Annotated in this window: 16 protein-coding genes and 1 pseudogene; 8 read left to right on the top strand and 9 right to left on the bottom strand. The window is 61.5% G+C overall.

Annotated features, from left to right (window positions below):
* Positions 1 to 202: 202 nt before the first annotated feature.
* Positions 203 to 685, bottom strand: a pseudogene (locus E4O97_RS15745) (GNAT family N-acetyltransferase).
* A 175-nt stretch (positions 686 to 860) separates the two neighbouring features.
* On the opposite strand from E4O97_RS15745, the gene E4O97_RS15740 reads away from it, so the two are divergent.
* Positions 861 to 1,196: a hypothetical protein gene (locus E4O97_RS15740; protein WP_032880773.1), complete on the top strand. Its 336-nt coding sequence runs from the start codon at positions 861 to 863 to the stop codon at positions 1,194 to 1,196.
* Here the strand turns inward: E4O97_RS15740 and E4O97_RS15735 are convergent.
* On the bottom strand, positions 1,186 to 2,799 hold the full coding sequence (locus tag E4O97_RS15735; RefSeq protein WP_078821178.1) for a hybrid sensor histidine kinase/response regulator: 1,614 nt from the start codon (positions 2,797 to 2,799) through the stop codon (positions 1,186 to 1,188). The genes E4O97_RS15740 and E4O97_RS15735 overlap by 11 nt on opposite strands.
* A 98-nt stretch (positions 2,800 to 2,897) precedes the next feature.
* On the opposite strand from E4O97_RS15735, the gene E4O97_RS15730 reads away from it, so the two are divergent.
* From E4O97_RS15730 to E4O97_RS15720, 3 genes are all read left to right on the top strand, one after another.
* Positions 2,898 to 3,500: a response regulator transcription factor gene (locus E4O97_RS15730; RefSeq protein WP_032880771.1), complete on the top strand. Its 603-nt coding sequence runs from the start codon at positions 2,898 to 2,900 to the stop codon at positions 3,498 to 3,500.
* A gap of 250 nt (positions 3,501 to 3,750) precedes the next feature.
* Entirely contained in the window at positions 3,751 to 4,242 is a 492-nt protein-coding gene (locus E4O97_RS15725) for a GNAT family N-acetyltransferase (protein WP_248161676.1), read from the top strand.
* A 317-nt stretch (positions 4,243 to 4,559) separates the two neighbouring features.
* Positions 4,560 to 4,949 (top strand): hypothetical protein, encoded by a 390-nt coding sequence (locus E4O97_RS15720; RefSeq protein WP_248131466.1) that lies wholly within the window; start codon positions 4,560 to 4,562, stop codon positions 4,947 to 4,949.
* A 106-nt stretch (positions 4,950 to 5,055) separates the two neighbouring features.
* Here the strand turns inward: E4O97_RS15720 and E4O97_RS15715 are convergent, their stop codons facing one another.
* Positions 5,056 to 6,249, bottom strand: a complete 1,194-nt coding sequence (locus E4O97_RS15715) for a YgcG family protein (RefSeq protein WP_248161675.1) — start codon at positions 6,247 to 6,249, stop codon at positions 5,056 to 5,058.
* Positions 6,250 to 6,381: 132 nt separating this feature from the next.
* Between E4O97_RS15715 and E4O97_RS15710 the strand changes: the two genes are divergently transcribed.
* A complete protein-coding gene (locus E4O97_RS15710; RefSeq protein ID WP_248161673.1) occupies positions 6,382 to 7,197 on the top strand; it encodes an alpha/beta hydrolase in 816 nt (271 codons plus the stop codon).
* Complete coding sequence (locus E4O97_RS15705; protein WP_216091586.1) at positions 7,187 to 8,323, top strand: PAS domain-containing sensor histidine kinase; 1,137 nt, start codon at positions 7,187 to 7,189, stop codon at positions 8,321 to 8,323. The genes E4O97_RS15710 and E4O97_RS15705 overlap by 11 nt, the downstream gene beginning before the upstream one ends.
* Here the strand turns inward: E4O97_RS15705 and dapF are convergent.
* Complete coding sequence (gene dapF / locus E4O97_RS15700; RefSeq protein WP_078821173.1) at positions 8,320 to 9,123, bottom strand: diaminopimelate epimerase; 804 nt, start codon at positions 9,121 to 9,123, stop codon at positions 8,320 to 8,322. The two genes, E4O97_RS15705 and dapF, sit on opposite strands and share 4 nt — an antisense overlap.
* A 158-nt stretch (positions 9,124 to 9,281) precedes the next feature.
* Between dapF and E4O97_RS15695 the strand changes: the two genes are divergently transcribed.
* Positions 9,282 to 9,857 (top strand): AAA family ATPase, encoded by a 576-nt coding sequence (locus E4O97_RS15695; RefSeq protein ID WP_248130185.1) that lies wholly within the window; start codon positions 9,282 to 9,284, stop codon positions 9,855 to 9,857.
* Here E4O97_RS15695 and E4O97_RS15690 read toward each other — a convergent pair.
* From E4O97_RS15690 to E4O97_RS15680, 3 genes are read right to left on the bottom strand one after another with little or no spacing between them, the layout of a single operon-like run.
* Positions 9,798 to 10,214 (bottom strand): SRPBCC family protein, encoded by a 417-nt coding sequence (locus E4O97_RS15690; protein WP_216091587.1) that lies wholly within the window; start codon positions 10,212 to 10,214, stop codon positions 9,798 to 9,800. The genes E4O97_RS15695 and E4O97_RS15690 overlap by 60 nt on opposite strands.
* A 26-nt stretch (positions 10,215 to 10,240) precedes the next feature.
* A complete protein-coding gene (locus E4O97_RS15685; protein ID WP_248161672.1) occupies positions 10,241 to 11,038 on the bottom strand; it encodes an SDR family oxidoreductase in 798 nt (265 codons plus the stop codon).
* Between the two features lie 17 nt (positions 11,039 to 11,055).
* Positions 11,056 to 12,060 (bottom strand): aldo/keto reductase, encoded by a 1,005-nt coding sequence (locus tag E4O97_RS15680; protein WP_248161669.1) that lies wholly within the window; start codon positions 12,058 to 12,060, stop codon positions 11,056 to 11,058.
* 107 nt (positions 12,061 to 12,167) lie between these two features.
* On the opposite strand from E4O97_RS15680, the gene E4O97_RS15675 reads away from it, so the two are divergent.
* Positions 12,168 to 13,067 (top strand): LysR substrate-binding domain-containing protein, encoded by a 900-nt coding sequence (locus E4O97_RS15675; RefSeq protein WP_078821169.1) that lies wholly within the window; start codon positions 12,168 to 12,170, stop codon positions 13,065 to 13,067.
* A 38-nt stretch (positions 13,068 to 13,105) separates the two neighbouring features.
* Here E4O97_RS15675 and E4O97_RS15670 read toward each other — a convergent pair whose 3' ends face one another.
* On the bottom strand, positions 13,106 to 14,398 hold the full coding sequence (locus E4O97_RS15670) for an FAD-binding oxidoreductase (protein ID WP_078821168.1): 1,293 nt from the start codon (positions 14,396 to 14,398) through the stop codon (positions 13,106 to 13,108).
* Positions 14,395 to 15,489, bottom strand: a complete 1,095-nt coding sequence (locus E4O97_RS15665; RefSeq protein WP_078821167.1) for a polyamine ABC transporter substrate-binding protein — start codon at positions 15,487 to 15,489, stop codon at positions 14,395 to 14,397. Before E4O97_RS15665 ends, E4O97_RS15670 begins: the two co-directional genes overlap by 4 nt.
* Positions 15,490 to 15,499 lie beyond the last annotated feature (10 nt).

Here is a 15,499-nt window from a genome sequence, read left to right as displayed (position 1 = left end):
CTGTCGAATTCCGGCCAGCGTGGTTTGACGGGGCGCCTAAGATCAAGATCAAAAGCAGATCAAGAGCGGCTCGCTTCGCATCGTGGTTACGGTCGGCTGCTACAGAGTTGTGTAGATATCGATACTTATCGGGAGCAAGCTCCCTCGCCACGGATTCGGGGCCCAGGCGTTGCTCAGGTCATTGAGCAATTGCGCGCAGCATTCAAAACGCCGGCATGACCCGCAGCCGCTTCACCATCGGCACACACGCCAGCACCAACCCCGAGGGTGAGTGATACACCGCCTGCTCATCCCCCACATAACCACACGAGCGGTAGAAACTCACCGCATTCAAGGTGGCGTCCAGCACTACCTTTTAAATCTCCATCTGCCGTGCAATGCCCTCCACATGCGCAAGCATCGCCTTGCCATAGCCGCGCCCAGTGAACGCAGGCCGCACGAACAACGCTCCCACCTCATGGTGGTCAGGATCGAGCATACCGGTAGCGACAGCTTCACCGTTCACCCAGCCCAGGTAGAACGGTTTGTCCATCAACACGCTGTAGCCATCACTTGCGCAACCTCGGGTCCAGAGCGCCACTTGCTCCGCGCTGTAGGCGCCAATGCACTGACCGCGAATGGCGTCACGGCGAATCTCGAACGCTCTGTCGGCGTCGTCTGGCGTAGCTCGTTTTATCTCCAACACTGCCTGTTCCTTCCATGACTTCAAATTGCCATTAGCCCATTTGTGCTAATCGACCCTGCCCGCCTGCGGCGCTATATTCCTCGGCACTTCCAACGCTTCCTCAGCACCGCGCATTCATTGCGTGCGGGTTTGTTGCGCGCTGGAAAAACCAAAACAATCCCAAGGAAGACGCACCATGAAACTCCACTCCCCTGTTACTCGCCTTGCCCTGCTGGGCGCCTTGATCATCGGCGTCGCCGGTTGCAGCAATATCAAGCCCACTGAAGATCACCTCAAGAAGCTGTCGGAAACCAACCTGGGCGAGCCGGTTAAACGTATTTCCAATGTGCGCAGCGATTCCATGACCACTTACTATGTCGCCAACACTGCGTCCGGCGAATACAACTGCTCCGTACCAAGCGGGGCCAGCGGGGGTGCATTTGCGATCGCCAGTTTTGGCCTGATGAAACCTGCCGCCTACTGCCAGCCAAAAGGCGCACGTGGCAACGGGCTGACACCGTTCATGCAGTAACTTTTTCCTGGCTGAGGTCACGCAACCTGCCGCGCAGTTCCGCAGGGCGCACCGGTTTGGACAAGATGGCGATCTGACGGTCGTGCAACGCGGCCTGGATTCTCTCCACGTCGTGACCGGTGAGGATCAACGCCGGCACCGCCCAACCGCGTTGCTGGCGTAGCTCGTCGATGCATTCGATGCCAGTGGCGTGATTACCCAGGTCGTAGTCGGCGACGATGATATCGCAGTCGCTGACCAGCCCCTTCCCACTCGACTCAGCCTGCACCTTGCACCCCCATCGCTCCAGCAGCGCCTGGGTGGCAAGCAGCACGTTGTGGTCATCCTCCACCAGGCACACTTTCAGACCGGTGAGCAGACCGGCCTGGCGCACATCGTCGCGCAGCGCCAGTTGACGCGGCGCGGTGGCCAGGGCCAGGCCGTGCAGGCTCACCGAGGTGCCCTGGCCCAACCGCGAACGCAGGCTCACCTGCATCCCCATCAATTGCCCCAGGCGCTTGACGATGGACAGCCCGAGGCCCACGCCTTCGACATCCTTGTCACGCAATTGGCGCACGCGATAGAACTCTTCGAAGACCTTTGACAGATGCTCCCGTGCAATCCCTCGCCCCTGATCATGCACCTCTATGACCAAGCCGTTTTCACGACTACGCACGCCGATCAGCACTGGCCGCTGCGCGCCGTACTTGAAGCAATTGGAGAGCAGGTTTTGCACCATGGTTGCCAACATGCCCGGGTCCACCCGTACCCAGTGAGTGCAGGGGCGCAAGCGCAACTCCACACCGGCCCAGCGTGCGGCCTCGGCGTTCTGACGCACCAGGTCGGCGAGAAAGTCGCCCAGGTGGATCACCTGGTATTTGGGCAACAGGCGACCGTTGTCGAGGGTGTAGAGGTCGAGGATCGAACGGAACAGTTGCGACACGTTGAGCAGCGAGCGATCGATATTGTCCACCAGCCGCCGCTCGTCATCCCCCAACCGTGCTTCGCGCAGGCAGGCGGTGAACAGGCCAATGGAGTGGATCGGCTGGCGCAGGTCATGGCTGGCTTGGGCGAGAAAGCGGGATTTTTCCAGGTTGGCGGCAATGGCTTGTTCCGAAGCCTTGCGCGTGCGCTCCAGAAGGATATGGGCGTACACCGGGATCACCGTGCTGGTGATCATCAGCATCAACACCATGAACGGTTGCGCCTGCCACAGCGGCGTAAGCTGGTACACGATCAGCAGCGCCAGCAACGCCAGCCCCGTGGCAATCGCCAGGTAGCGCGACCCGTAGCGCATCCCGTTGCCCAGGTTCACCCAGACCATCACCGCATACAGCGGCAACGCCGCCTCACCACCCACCACCAGGCCGAACGACGTGCCGGTGTAGTCGTGGATCATGCCGAAGATGCGCCGCGCCGGGTAATGCCCGGGCCAACGTGCGATCACCTGGCGCAACACGATGGACGCCAGCAGGAACCCGAAGATATACAGGATCACCGGCAGGTAGGTGTCCAGCGACTGCCCGGGCAAAAAACCCAGTACGCTGATATACACAATGGCGATGGTGGCCACCACGATGCGCAGGTTAGCCTGATCGAGTTCGGAGTTGGTCTCGGGACTCATAGTCATATCCTTGACAGATCATCTTTGGAAAAGGGGCCCTCGGCCCGCTGGTAAAGTAGCATGCCTCGACACCACCTTGCCCCAGGAAGGAGCTCACCATGACCGGCCGGATCATCATCGCCGACGACCACCCGATGTTTCGCGAAGGCATGGCGCGCACCGTGCGGCGCCTGCTACCCGACGCCCAGGTGCAAGAGGCCGGCGACCTGGCCACGGTGAATGCGCTGCTGTGCGAGCCGAGCGAAGTCGACACTCTGATCCTCGACCTGCGCTTCCCCGGCCTGACTTGCATCAGCCAACTGGCCGAACTGCGCCAGCAACTGCGGCGCACAACGTTGATCGTGGTGTCAATGGTCGACGACCCGGCGCTGATCGAACAGGTGATGGCCCTGGGCGCCGACGGTTTCATCGGCAAGAACATCGCCCCCGACGACATCGGCCAGGCGTTGCTGGCGATTCGCGCCGGCGAAGTGCTGGTCAAGTTCGCGCCTTCGGGCCTGCTGCCGCTGGACACCCACACCCTCACCACCCGCCAGCAGGAAGTGCTGCGCCTGATTGCCCAGGGCAAGACCAACAAGGAAATCGCCAAGGCCCTGGATATTTCGCCGTTTACCGTGCGCATTCATGTGTCGTCATTGCTGCGCAGTTTGAATGTGCCGTCGCGGGCGGCGGCGGCAGTAAAGTATTCCGGGGAATTCTAGGTCGTCCAAATGTGGGAGGGGGCTTGCTCCCGATGGCAGTGGGTCAGTCCAAGATGCGTTTACTGACACTCGCTCATCGGGAGCAAGCCCCCTCCCACATTGGACTGAGTCGCATCAGTCAGGCCTGCGCTCTGCATCCGATATTTCAGTTGAACCTCACACCTTCCCCTCCAAGCAAATGGCCTTGCTGTGCCATAAGCTCGACGTTTCTTTATGATGTTGCCTTTCGCTCAACGCCCTGGAACCACCCATGCCCACCCTTACCCTGCGTACCGCTCTGCCCACCGACGCCCACCGCTGCTTTGAAATCGAAACCAGTGCATACGAAGGCGACGAAGCCGCCACCCTGGAAAAAATCACCACGCGCATCGCCCAGTATCCCCAGGGCTTTTTGATCCTGGAGGCGGATGGCGAAATCGCAGGTTTCATCAATTCCGGCTGTGCCCACAATGTGGTGATGTCGGATGAGGCATTCAAGGAGTTGGTAGGCCATGTGGCCGAGGCGCCGAATGTGGTGATCATGTCGGTGGTGGTCGCCCCGGCACATCAAGGCAAAGGCTATGCAAAAAAACTGATGACCGCGTTCGTGCAGCGCATGGCAGCAATGGGCAAGCAGACGATTCACCTGATGTGCAAGCACCAGCACGTGCCGTTGTACACCCGCATGGGCTACACCTATGTGCGTCCTTCGCCGTCGGATCACGGTGGGATGGCGTGGCATGAAATGGTGAGAACTGTCTAAGAAAGGTCATTACATAACTGTTTCCAATCGTGAAACAAGCGCACACCACTGAGCCGTCAAATGTATTTCTACAAATGAAAACCTGAGAACCAACGACGCTTTCTTACATCCAGCCTGACTCTGCTGCCCCTTTTGCCGGATTGCACCTATCGCCACTCTCACTATTTGGAAACCCGCGACCACAGCGGTTTCACTCGGTTACATTCACCCGAAATGGGCCGCATTGAGCGACTGCTCATGGCGCTGTAGCCTGCGAAACGCCGAGCCGGGACCACGTCCTGGCGGGTCAATATCCCAGCTATCAGAGAGGTGCAATCGTGTCTTCAATCAATGGTTCCAGCCCATCTTTCCCTGCATACCAACCCGTTGACAACGGCAGGATCGACAACGACAAAGCCAGATACAACCCCAAGGAAGAAAACCAGATTGGGGACGATGCAGAAGTGTCCGATGGCAAGGGCGGCTGGAAGAACATCGGCGACGAATACAGGACCCACGCCAACCGTAGTCGGCTGGATAAAAACTTCCTGCCTGCGGACGAAAAGGCCGTCGACAACTCTCAGGTCAACACTGCCCGCAGCCAGTTAGATCGCAACTTCCTGCCGTCGGACGAAAAGGCCGTTGAAAACGCTCCAGGCAACGCCAACCGTGACCCCATTGATTTCGAAATCAAATCCGATGGCAAGGGCGATTGGGTCAAGGCGTAATACTGCAACCGGCTGTTTGCGGTCCAAACCGTTGTGCCTCCCCATGGCATTGCCAAACACCCGCTTGCCATGGGGGGGGTCGAAAGTGTGGGTATCGGCTAACGCGTCACCAACTGCCGGAAGCCCCTCCGCCACCACTGGAACCACCGCCACCGGAGGAACTGTCACTGGAGCTGGAACTGCTGGAACTCGAACTGGAGCCGCGACCCGATCCCGTCCCTTCGCCGACCTTGCCGAAGATGATCAGCGCGACAAACGATGCGATGGGAAACGCCAACAGCCAGCCGTCGCGGCCGCCGTCAATCACCCACCCTGCCACCACGTACACGACTACCGCCGCCAGCAGTCGCACACTAAAACCTGCACGGCTGGTGCGCCAGGTCTCTCTCATGATCAGCAGTAGCACCAGGTACAACCCCAGCACCACCAAGACGCCCAGTGGCCACAGCAGCCAATGGATGAAACTGACGTCCACGTACTGGTTTGCCACCACCAACCCGAGGATATAAGCCAGCAGCCCGATTACGCAGTAAAACAGCGTACGCACCTGCCACAGCGCGCCGAATATCGCGCCGCCTATCAACAGCGTCAGCGGCATGACAAACAGGAACATCGGCCACTCGCGACCGCCCGCCAGCAGCGTCAGCAACAGCGTGGCCGCCACGGTGACGATCAACGCCCGGCGCCAATGCAGCTTGCCGGCAGCGATCGCCACGCCGCCCAAGCCGCCCAGGATAAACGCCACCAGCAACGCGATAAATTGAGGGTTGATCCCGGCGCCCGCCAATGGCGGTAAGTCACCGCCGTCCACCAGTACGGTCAATGCGTCCACGCCCTGTTGCACACCGCCGGCAAAATCACCTTGGCGAAACGCCGGGGTGATCTGTTCTTCAATAATGCGATGAGCCAGCAGGTCGGTGACGATGCCTTCCAGGCCGTAGCCCACTTCAATGCGCACTGCGCGATCAGCCTTGGCCACTACCAGCAGGATGCCATCGTTGACGTCCTTGCGCCCCAGCTTCCAGGCGCGAAACAGTTGGTTGGCATAGTCTTCGATAGCGGCGCCGCCCGTGGTCGGCACCAGCAACACCGCGACTTGCGCGCCTTTGCGCGCTTCAAGGTCGCCAAGCTGGTTTTTAAGGCGCTGGGTGGTGGTTGCGTCGAGGGTGTTGGTGAGGTCAATCACCCGCTGGTCGAGGGCGACCCCGATCGGTGAAGTGTCCGCCTGGGCTATGCTCAGCACGCCCAGGAGCACCAGGGCCAGCAAACCCGAGACCTTTTGACGCCAATTCCCTATCATGTTTTGTTACCTGAGGTTTCTTCCTTAAGCTGCCGACTTTACCTTATCGACGTATAACGCGTGACCCCAGGTGCGCGACTATCTAAACTGCGGCCTTACCCCGCATAGCAAATTGCCAGCTACGAGAACGCCATGGACCTGCGCTACCGCAACAATGTGAATGTGATGGGCGACGGTCCTTCGACGCTGGTGTTTTCCCACGGCTTTGGCTGCAATCAAGCGATGTGGAACCAGTTGGCGCCGCACTTTAGCCAGCGCTTTCGCGTGGTTCTCTACGACCTGGTCGGTGCGGGCCGGTCGGACCTCAGCGCGTTCGACAAAGCCAAATACCTGGCCCTGGACGGCTACGCCCGCGACCTCAACGAGATTATCGACGCCTATGCCCAAGGCCCGGTGATCCTGGTGGGCCACTCCGTCAGCGCGATGATTGGCACCCTCGCCGACCGTTTTGTCCCCGGGCGTATTGCTGCGCACGTGATGATCGGCCCATCGCCGCGCTATATCGACACTGACGATTATGTTGGCGGCTTCAAGCGCGAGGATATCGACGACCTGCTCGACACCCTCGACAGCAACTACCTGGACTGGTCGAGCGCGATGGCCCCGGTAATCATGGGCGCGCCGGACCAACCGGCACTGGGTGAGGCGTTGACCGAGAGCTTTTGCCGCACCGAGCCGGACATCGCCAAGCAATTTGCCCGGGTGACCTTCCTTTCGGATAACCGCCAGGATGTAGTGGGCCTGACCACTGCGGTGTTGATCCTGCAATCGACTGACGACCTGATCGCCCCCGTAGCCGTGGGTGAATACCTGCACCGCGTGCTGCCCAACAGCACTTATTGCCTGGTGGAGAATGTCGGCCATTGCCCGCATATGAGTGCACCCCAGGCGTGCGCAGCGGCAATGGACCGGTTCCTGGCCCCCTGGGCGCCTGCCGATGCCTGCTGAGTCGCTATTCGACAGCGCCGCCTGCGCCCTGGCCGTAACCCACGAAGACGGCACGATCCTGCACGTCAACCCGCGCTTGAGCGACTGGCTCGGGTTCAGCGCCGCTGCGCTGCAAGGGCGGCGCTTCCAGGACCTGCTGACCATGGGCGGGCGGATTTTCTACCAGACCCACCTGGCACCGATGCTACGCATGCACGGCAGCGTCACCGAAGTGAAGCTCGACATCCGCCATTGCGCCGGGCACAAAGTGACCGTATTACTCAATGCCAACCAGCGCCGGCAGGCCGACGGCGTGGTGCATGACCTGGCACTGTTCGGCACCACCGACCGCGACAAATACGAGCGCGAACTGCTCAATGCACGCAAGTTGGCCGAAGCGCTGCTCCAGGAAAAAACCGCCACCGAGGTCGCCCTGCAACAGGCCCAGGCCGAACTCAGCGCGGCCTATGCGGTTGCCCAGCGCCGGGCGTTGTTTGCCGAACAAATGGTGGCGATTGTCAGTCATGACTTGAAAAACCCCCTTACCGCCATCCGCATGGCTTCGGACTTTCTGCAGCGCGGCGAGCGCACGGCCAAGGAGCGCCAACTGCTGGGGCATATCGGCCAGTCAGCCGAACGCGCCCATCGCATGATCGCCGACCTGCTGGACTTCACCCAGGCACGGGTCGGCCAGGGCATCACCATCAAGGCGGTGCCGCTGGATTTGCACGGCGTTATTCAACATGCGGTGGATGAGTTGCGGGTGGCCTTTCCCAGGGCCACGCTGGTGCATCAGGCCGAAGGCAACGGCCAGGCGTGCCTGGATGCCGACCGAGTGCAGCAGATGATCGGTAACCTGGTTGCCAACAGCGTGGCCTATGGCGACCTGCTGCAACCGATCACCATCACCTCGCGCCTGGGCGACAACGCCTGCGCGGTCGCGGTGCACAACCATGGCCTGGCGATTCCCGAAACACTGCTGGCCGGGTTGTTCGAGCCCATGACCCGTGGCACCGACCAGGGCAGCGATGTGCGCAGCGTCGGCCTCGGCCTGTATATCGTGCGCGAACTGGCCAAGGTGCATGGTGGCGATGTGGCGGTGACGTCCTGCGCCACGGCCGGTACTACGTTTACCGTGACGTTCTAGGCCAGGTATGCGGCGCCCTGCATGATCGGCTCGACACGGCCGGTCAAGATCACCCCGCCCTGCCCGTCCCACTGCACCGTGACCGTGCCACCGTCGCATTCGACCTCCACGCTGTCATCGAGCAACCCGCGCCGAATCCCATTGACCACCGCGCCGCAGCAGCACGAACCGGAGCCCAACGGCACCGCGCCGCCACGCTCCCAGATGCGCAGGCGGATACGGCCACGGCTCAACACCTGCACAAAATGCACATTGGTCTTGGCCGGGAACAGCGGGTGGGCTTCAAGCGCCGGGCCCACCGCCGCGACATCGATGGCAGCGATGTCTTGCACAAAAAACGTGCAATGCGGGTTGCCCATGCTGCAGGCCGCCGGGTTACCGTCCATGGGCAGCACGCGGGTGTCCATCGCCTCGGCCAGCGGCACCGCCGCCCAGTCCAGCGACGGCGCGCCCATGTCCACCGACACGCGCTGCCCGTCGACGCGTGTGCACGTCAGCAAACCGCGGTCGGTGCGTAATACGACGGTGTCGATGCCGGTCTCGTGCATCAGGCGGTCAGCCACCCCGCGAGTCGCGCTGCCGCAGGTTGGCAGCCGCGTGCCGTCGGGGTTCCAGAACTGGACATGTGCGACGGCGTCTCCACAGTCGAGTATCACCGCCAACTGATTGAAACCGATACCCGAGCGGCGGTTGCCCAGGCGGGCGGCGACCTGTGCAGTGATGGGGTTGTCCTGGCCACGGCGGTCGATGATGATGAAGTCGTCGCCATGGGCGTGCATCTTCACGAATGGCAGGGTCATGGGGCGCAGGTCCTGTTGTCGAAGTGAAGCAGTTCTAATAACACTGTAGGAGCAAGCTTGCTCGCGAAAATAGTCAAGACCACACGTTTTACCTGGAACTACGCGTTATCGTTGACGTTTTTCGCGAGCAAGCTCGCTCCTGCAAAGAGTTGATGACCATGCTTATCGTATTCAGCGGTCTGCCCGGCAGCGGCAAGACCACGGTTGCCAGGGAACTGGCGCGACAGACCGGCGCGGTTTACCTGCGTATTGATGTGATCGAACAGGCGCTGCGCGATGCTGCCGTATTGGCGGGGGATGTAGGCGCCAGCGGCTACAGCGTGGCCAATGCATTGGCGCTGAGCAATTTGCGCCTGGGGCATCGGGTCATCGCCGATTGCGTGAACCCGGTCAGGGAGAGCCGCCAAGCCTGGCAAGCCGTGGCGACGACAGCGCAGGTTGAACTGATCAATATCCAGGTGGTGTGTGCTGATCAGCACGAGCATCGGCGCCGTGTGGAAAGCCGCGTGGGCGATGTTCCCGGTCTGGCGCCGCCGACCTGGCAGTCGGTGCTGGTGCATGAGTATGAATGCTGGGATGAGCCGCCGTTCAGGCTCGATACGGCGCAGAGGACGCCCGCTGAGTCAGTTGCAGCGATCCTCGCCCATCACCAGTTTTTTCCCGATAACACCGGTTCAGTTGGGGAAGTTGCCGCGCAACGCCTCCAAGCCACCGCTGTAGACGCCGGCAAATAACTCCTCCACCGCCGCATCCGTGGTGCCCGCTGCCGGAGTGAACACGCCGGACCAGGTGACTTTCGCCGACGACTCGGTCAGCGCTTCAACCTGCACGGTCGCCAGATACGCGCTCACCGGAAACGGCGATTCTTCAATCGTGTAGCTGTAAATGCGCGCCACGTTATCAAAGGTCTGCAAACGCTCGACGATCTGGCCGCCGTCAGCGGTGGTCAGGTGACGCACACGGCCACCTTCGCTCGGCTCGCTCTTGGCGATAAAGGGCAGCCAGTCGGGCAGGCTGTTGAAGCCGCCAATCAGTTGCCAGACCTGGACGGCTGATGCCGGGATTTCAATTACTGAAGACGCTGTTGCCACGATAAATACTCCAATCAGGGGAAAAATCAGATCGCCATGCTGTCGACAACGCCACCGTCTACGCGCAAAGCGGCACCGGTAGTGGCAGACGACAGCGGTGAAGCAATGTACGCCACCAGGTTCGCCACTTCATCCACATTGGCTGCACGCTGGATGATCGAGGTGGGCCGCGCATTACGCACAAACACATCGGCTTCTTCCCGCGCACTGCGCCCGGACTGGGCCGTGGCGTCCTTGAGCATCTGTTCCAGGCCGTCGGTAAAGGTCGGCCCCGGCAAAATCGCATTCACCGTCACCCCGGTGCCTGCCAGGCGCTTGGCCAGGCCGTGGGAGACCGCCAGGTTGGCGCTTTTGGTCACGCCGTAGTTGATCATGTCGGCCGGCGTCGCCACCCCGGATTCCGACGACACAAAGATCACCCGCCCCCAGCCCTGCTCGACCATGCCCGGCGCATAATGGCGCGACAGGCGCACGCCGGAAATCACATTGACCTCATAGAAGCGCGTCCACTCACTGTCTGGCGCCTCGAAGAAATCCACATCGTTGAAGATGCCGAGGTTGTTGACCAGGATATCGGCGCGAGGTTCGGCGGCGAACAGTTTCTCGGCGCCCTCCAGGGTGCCAAGGTCGGCCACCAGCCCACGCAGGTCAGCGCCGGGCACCCCTTGGCGAATGCTGGCCAAAGCGTCGTCGACCTTGCCCGCGTCCCGCCCGATCACTACCACCGTTGCGCCGGATTGCGCCAGGGCCTGGCTGATGCCCAAGCCGATACCGGCAGTGTTGCCGCTGACGATGGCTACTTTGCCGCTCACATCAATTTTCATGGTTAGCTTCCTTAAGATTAGAGAGGCAAAGGCGCACGGTCCGAAATCAGTCGGGCCTCGCGTAGCGCTTGCCAGAAGGCTGCTGGAATCTGTTCTGACAACGCCGCAACGTCTTCGGCAATCCGCCCCGGACGACTGGCACCGGGAATCACCGCCGCCACGGCCGGGTGTGCCAGGGAAAACTGCAGCGCCGCGGCTTTCACACTCACGCCAAATGCCTGGGCAATCGCCTTGATCTGCTCGACCTTGCTGATGATCGCAGGCTTAGCGAGCAGGTATTCAAAGTGTGCGCCGCCGGCGAGGATGCCAGAGCTGTACGGGCCGCCGACCACAATTTCAACCTGCTGGGCCAAGGCGGCGTCCATCAGGCGTTGCAGTGCGCGCTCGTGGTCCAGCAGCGTATAGCGGCCGGCGAGGAGGAACCCGTCGGGCTGCGCCTCAGTCAGGTCCAGGGTCAGTTCACACGGCTCGACGCGATTGACGCCCAGACCCCAGGCCTTGATCACACCCTCCTCGCGCAAGCGGGTCAGCACTTTGAAGGCGCCGGTACGGGCCTGGTTGAAGTAGTCCAGCCACTGGTCGCCGTAAAAATCCTGGGCGATATCGTGAATCCACACGATGTCGAGGCGATCGGTTTGCAGGCGCTTGAGGCTGTCTTCAATGGAGCGCAGGGTGGCATCGGCGCTGTAGTCATTGAGGATTTTATTCGGGCGGCCGTGTTCGAACACGCCGCTTTTTTCGCCAAGGTCGCGGGCGCCGGTTTCGACTTCATCCAGAATCACCCGGCCGACCTTGGTGCTGAGCACGTAGTCATCACGGTTGTAGTTGGACAGGGCCTGGCCCAAGCGGATTTCCGACAGGCCCGAGCCGTAGAACGGCGCGTTGTCGAAGTAACGGACGCCGTGGTTCCAGGCGGCTTCGACGGTGGCCTGGGCTTCGTCTTCAGGGATGGCGCGGAACATATTCCCCAAGGGTGCGGTGCCAAAGCCCAGTACGCCGGGGAGTTTGTCTTTCAAGCTCATGGTGAGATCCTCAATCGGTTGGTTGTGACCGTTGAGCAGATGCTAGATTGCGTTATTCAGACCGTCCAAGACATACTGCGACCAACTTGAGTCCTTGCAGGTCTTACATGATCGATCTACGCCAACTGCGCTACTTCGAAGTGGTCGCCGAAGAGGAACACGTCGGCCGCGCCGCCGAGCGCTTGCACATCTCCCAATCGCCCCTGAGCCGGCAAATAGCCCAGCTCGAAGAGCGCCTGGGCCTGACCCTGTTCGAACGCAGCCAGCAGCGCATCCGCCTGACCCGCGACGGCCAGACCTTTCTGGCTGAAACCAAGGCGCTGCTGACCCATGCCAACCGTCTGGAATCACTGGGCAAGCGCCTGGGCCGTGGGGAAGAAGGCGGCCTGTGCATCGGCTATATCGAAAATGCCATGCACGCCGGTGTTCTGCCCAATGCCTTGCGCATACTGCGCGACGATCGCCCCACCGTGCATATCAAGCTGTATAACCTGCCCTCCCTCGAACAGTTGGAGGGCCTGCGCCAACGCAGTCTGGACATCGCCCTGGTAAGCGAGCCCCCCGCCGACGACGATCCAAACCTGAGCGCCTTGCAGGTGCTCGACGACCCGATGCTGCTGGCCCTGCCCGAACAGCATCCGCTGGCCCGGCAACGCGAACTGCTGCCCGAACACCTGGCCGATCAACAATGGATCGGCGTGCAGCGCAAAGCCGGCGCCAACCCCGCCGATGATTTCGTCGCCGCCTGCATCCGTGCCGGTTTCACCCCACAGATTCCCATGGAAGCCAGCGAACCCTTTACCGCACTGGGCCTGGTGGCGTCAGGGCTCGGGGTAGCGATGGTGCAGAAGGGCCTGAGCCGCAATGCCCCGCCCGGCGTGGTGTTGCGAGAGTTGCCGTGGCTGACCTACACCACACCGCTGTGGGCGGCCTGGCACCGCGTTAATTTGCGACCGCTGGTGGAGACGTTTCGCAAGGTGCTGACTGAAACTGAGGTTAGTGAATAAGGCGCCCAGTACAGCGATTGCCTGCGCCCTTTGTGTGATCAAAGCACCTCCCGCAACCGATACCACAACATCCCCAACGCCAACAGCGGCGAGCGCAGCGCCTTGCCGCCCGGGAAGGTCATGTGCGGCACCTGGCTGAAAATATCCAGGCCGCGACTTGCACCCGCGTGAATCGCTTCGGCCAGCAGCCGTGCGCACCAGTGGGTCACGTTGAGGCCATGGCCGGAATAGCCCTGGGCATAGAACACATTGGGGTACTGCTTCAACCGCCCGACCTGGGGAAAGCGGTTGGCGGTGATGCCAATCTTGCCGCCCCACTGGAACTCGATGGCGGTGTCGGCCAACTGCGGGAAGACCTTGAGCATTTTCGGGCGCATGTAGGCGGCGATGTCCTGGGGATCGCGCCCCGAGTAATGGCAGGCACCGCCAAACAGCAGGCGCCGATCGGCGGACAGCCGGTAGTAATCCAGCCCGACTTTCTGGTCGCACAGCGCCAGATTCTGCGGAATCAATTGCTCGGCCACCGTTTCCGGCAACGGCTCGGTGGCGATGATGTAGCTGCCCGCCGGCAGCACCTTGCCGCCCAGGCGCGGCTCCAGGTTCTCCAGATGCGCATTGCACGCCAGCACCAGATGGGCGGCGCGCACGCTGCCACCGGCGCAACGCACCTGCACAGTGTTGCCATGGATCAGTTCCAGCACCTCGGTCTGTTCAAAGATCCGCACCCCGAGGGCCTCGGCCACCTGCGCCTCGCCAAGCACCAGGTTGAGCGGGTGCAGATGCCCGGAGCCCATGTCGACCAGGCCTCCGGCGTACACCGTCGAGCCCACCACCTGGGCCATGTCCTGCGCGCCCACCAACCAGGTTTCAGGGGCATAGCCCATGGCCGCCAACTGCGCCTGTTCATTCTTGAACGCGGCGAATTGCGCCGGGGTGTTGGCCAGTTCACAAAAACCCCAGCGCAAGTCGCAATCGATACCATGCTCGCCGATGCGCTCGCCCACCAACGCCACCGAGTCGATACCGGCTCGCGCCAGATAGCGCACGCCCTCCTCGCCCACGTATTTGGCAAACCCCGAGACATCATGACCGATACCCCGAATCAACTGCCCACCGTTGCGCCCGCTGGCACCCCAGCCAATGCGTCGGGCCTCCAGCACAATCACCGAGAGCCCGCGCTGGGCCAGTTCGATGGCCGTGTTGACCCCGGTGAACCCGCCGCCGATCACACACACATCGACGCTCAGATCAGCGTCGAGTGCAGGCCGCTGCGGCATGGTGTTGGCTGTCGCGCGGTAATAGGACTGCGCATGTTCGTTGGACTGAATCATCGGTTGGACTTCACTTTGCTCCAGGCGCGGGTCATCACGCGCATGGTCGCCGGCGTGGGCGTGGTGGAAATGTAGAGTTTGTCGAGGACTTCCTGGGGCGGGTAAACCTCAGGATTGTTGACCAGTTCCGGGGCCATGAACGGCTTGGCCGCCGGGTTGGCGTTGGCGTAGCCCACCGAGGCGCTGACCTTGGCGATCACTTCGGGTTCGAGCAGGTAGTTGATGAACGCGTGGGCCTCTTTGGGGTTGGTGGCGTCGGCAGGAATTGCCAGCAGGTCGAACCACAGGTTGGAGCCTTCCTTGGGAATCGAGTAAGCAATGTTCACCCCGTTTTTGGCTTCCTTGGCGCGGTTGGCGGCCTGGAACACATCGCCGGAATAACCGAACGCCACGCAGATATTGCCGTTGGCCAGGTCCGAGATGTACTTGGAGGAATGGAAATAAGTGATGTACGGCCGCAGCGTCAGCAGCTTGGCTTCGGCCTGCTTGTAGTCCTCGGCGTTCTCGCTGCGTGGGTCCTTGCCCATGTAGTTGAGGATCGCCGGGAACAGCTCATCCGGCGAATCAAGGAAGGCCACACCGCATTCATGGAGCTTCTTGAGATTGTCCGGCTCGAACAGCACCGCCCATGAATCAATGCGCTCGATACCCAGCACCTGCTTGACCTTGTCGACGTTGTAACCGATGCCATTGGTGCCCCACAGGTACGGCACCGAGTGCGCGTTATCCGGGTCGTTCTGCTCCAGCAGCTTGAGCAACCGGGGATCGAGGTTCTTGAAGTTTGGCAGTTGCGCACGGTCCAGCGTGAGGAACGCGCCGGCCTTCACTTGCCGCGCCAGGAAGTGGTTGGAGGGCACCACCACGTCATAGCCGGTGCGCCCGGCGAGCAACTTGCCTTCCAGGGTTTCGTTGGAGTCGAACACGTCATAGACCACCTTGATCCCGGTGTTGGCCTGGAAATCCGCCAAGGTGGTTTCACCGATGTAGTCAGTCCAGTTGTAGACGCTCACCGTCGACGCTGCCTGGGCGCTGAACGCCACCGGTAGTACAAGTGCAAGTGCCAACGGCAGAAACTTGTTCACAAGACGCATATCGTCACCC

It is taken from the genome of Pseudomonas sp. W15Feb34 (assembly GCF_023127765.1).
GTDB lineage: Bacteria > Pseudomonadota > Gammaproteobacteria > Pseudomonadales > Pseudomonadaceae > Aquipseudomonas > Aquipseudomonas synxantha_A.
This window is presented reverse-complemented; position numbering and strand designations above follow the sequence as displayed.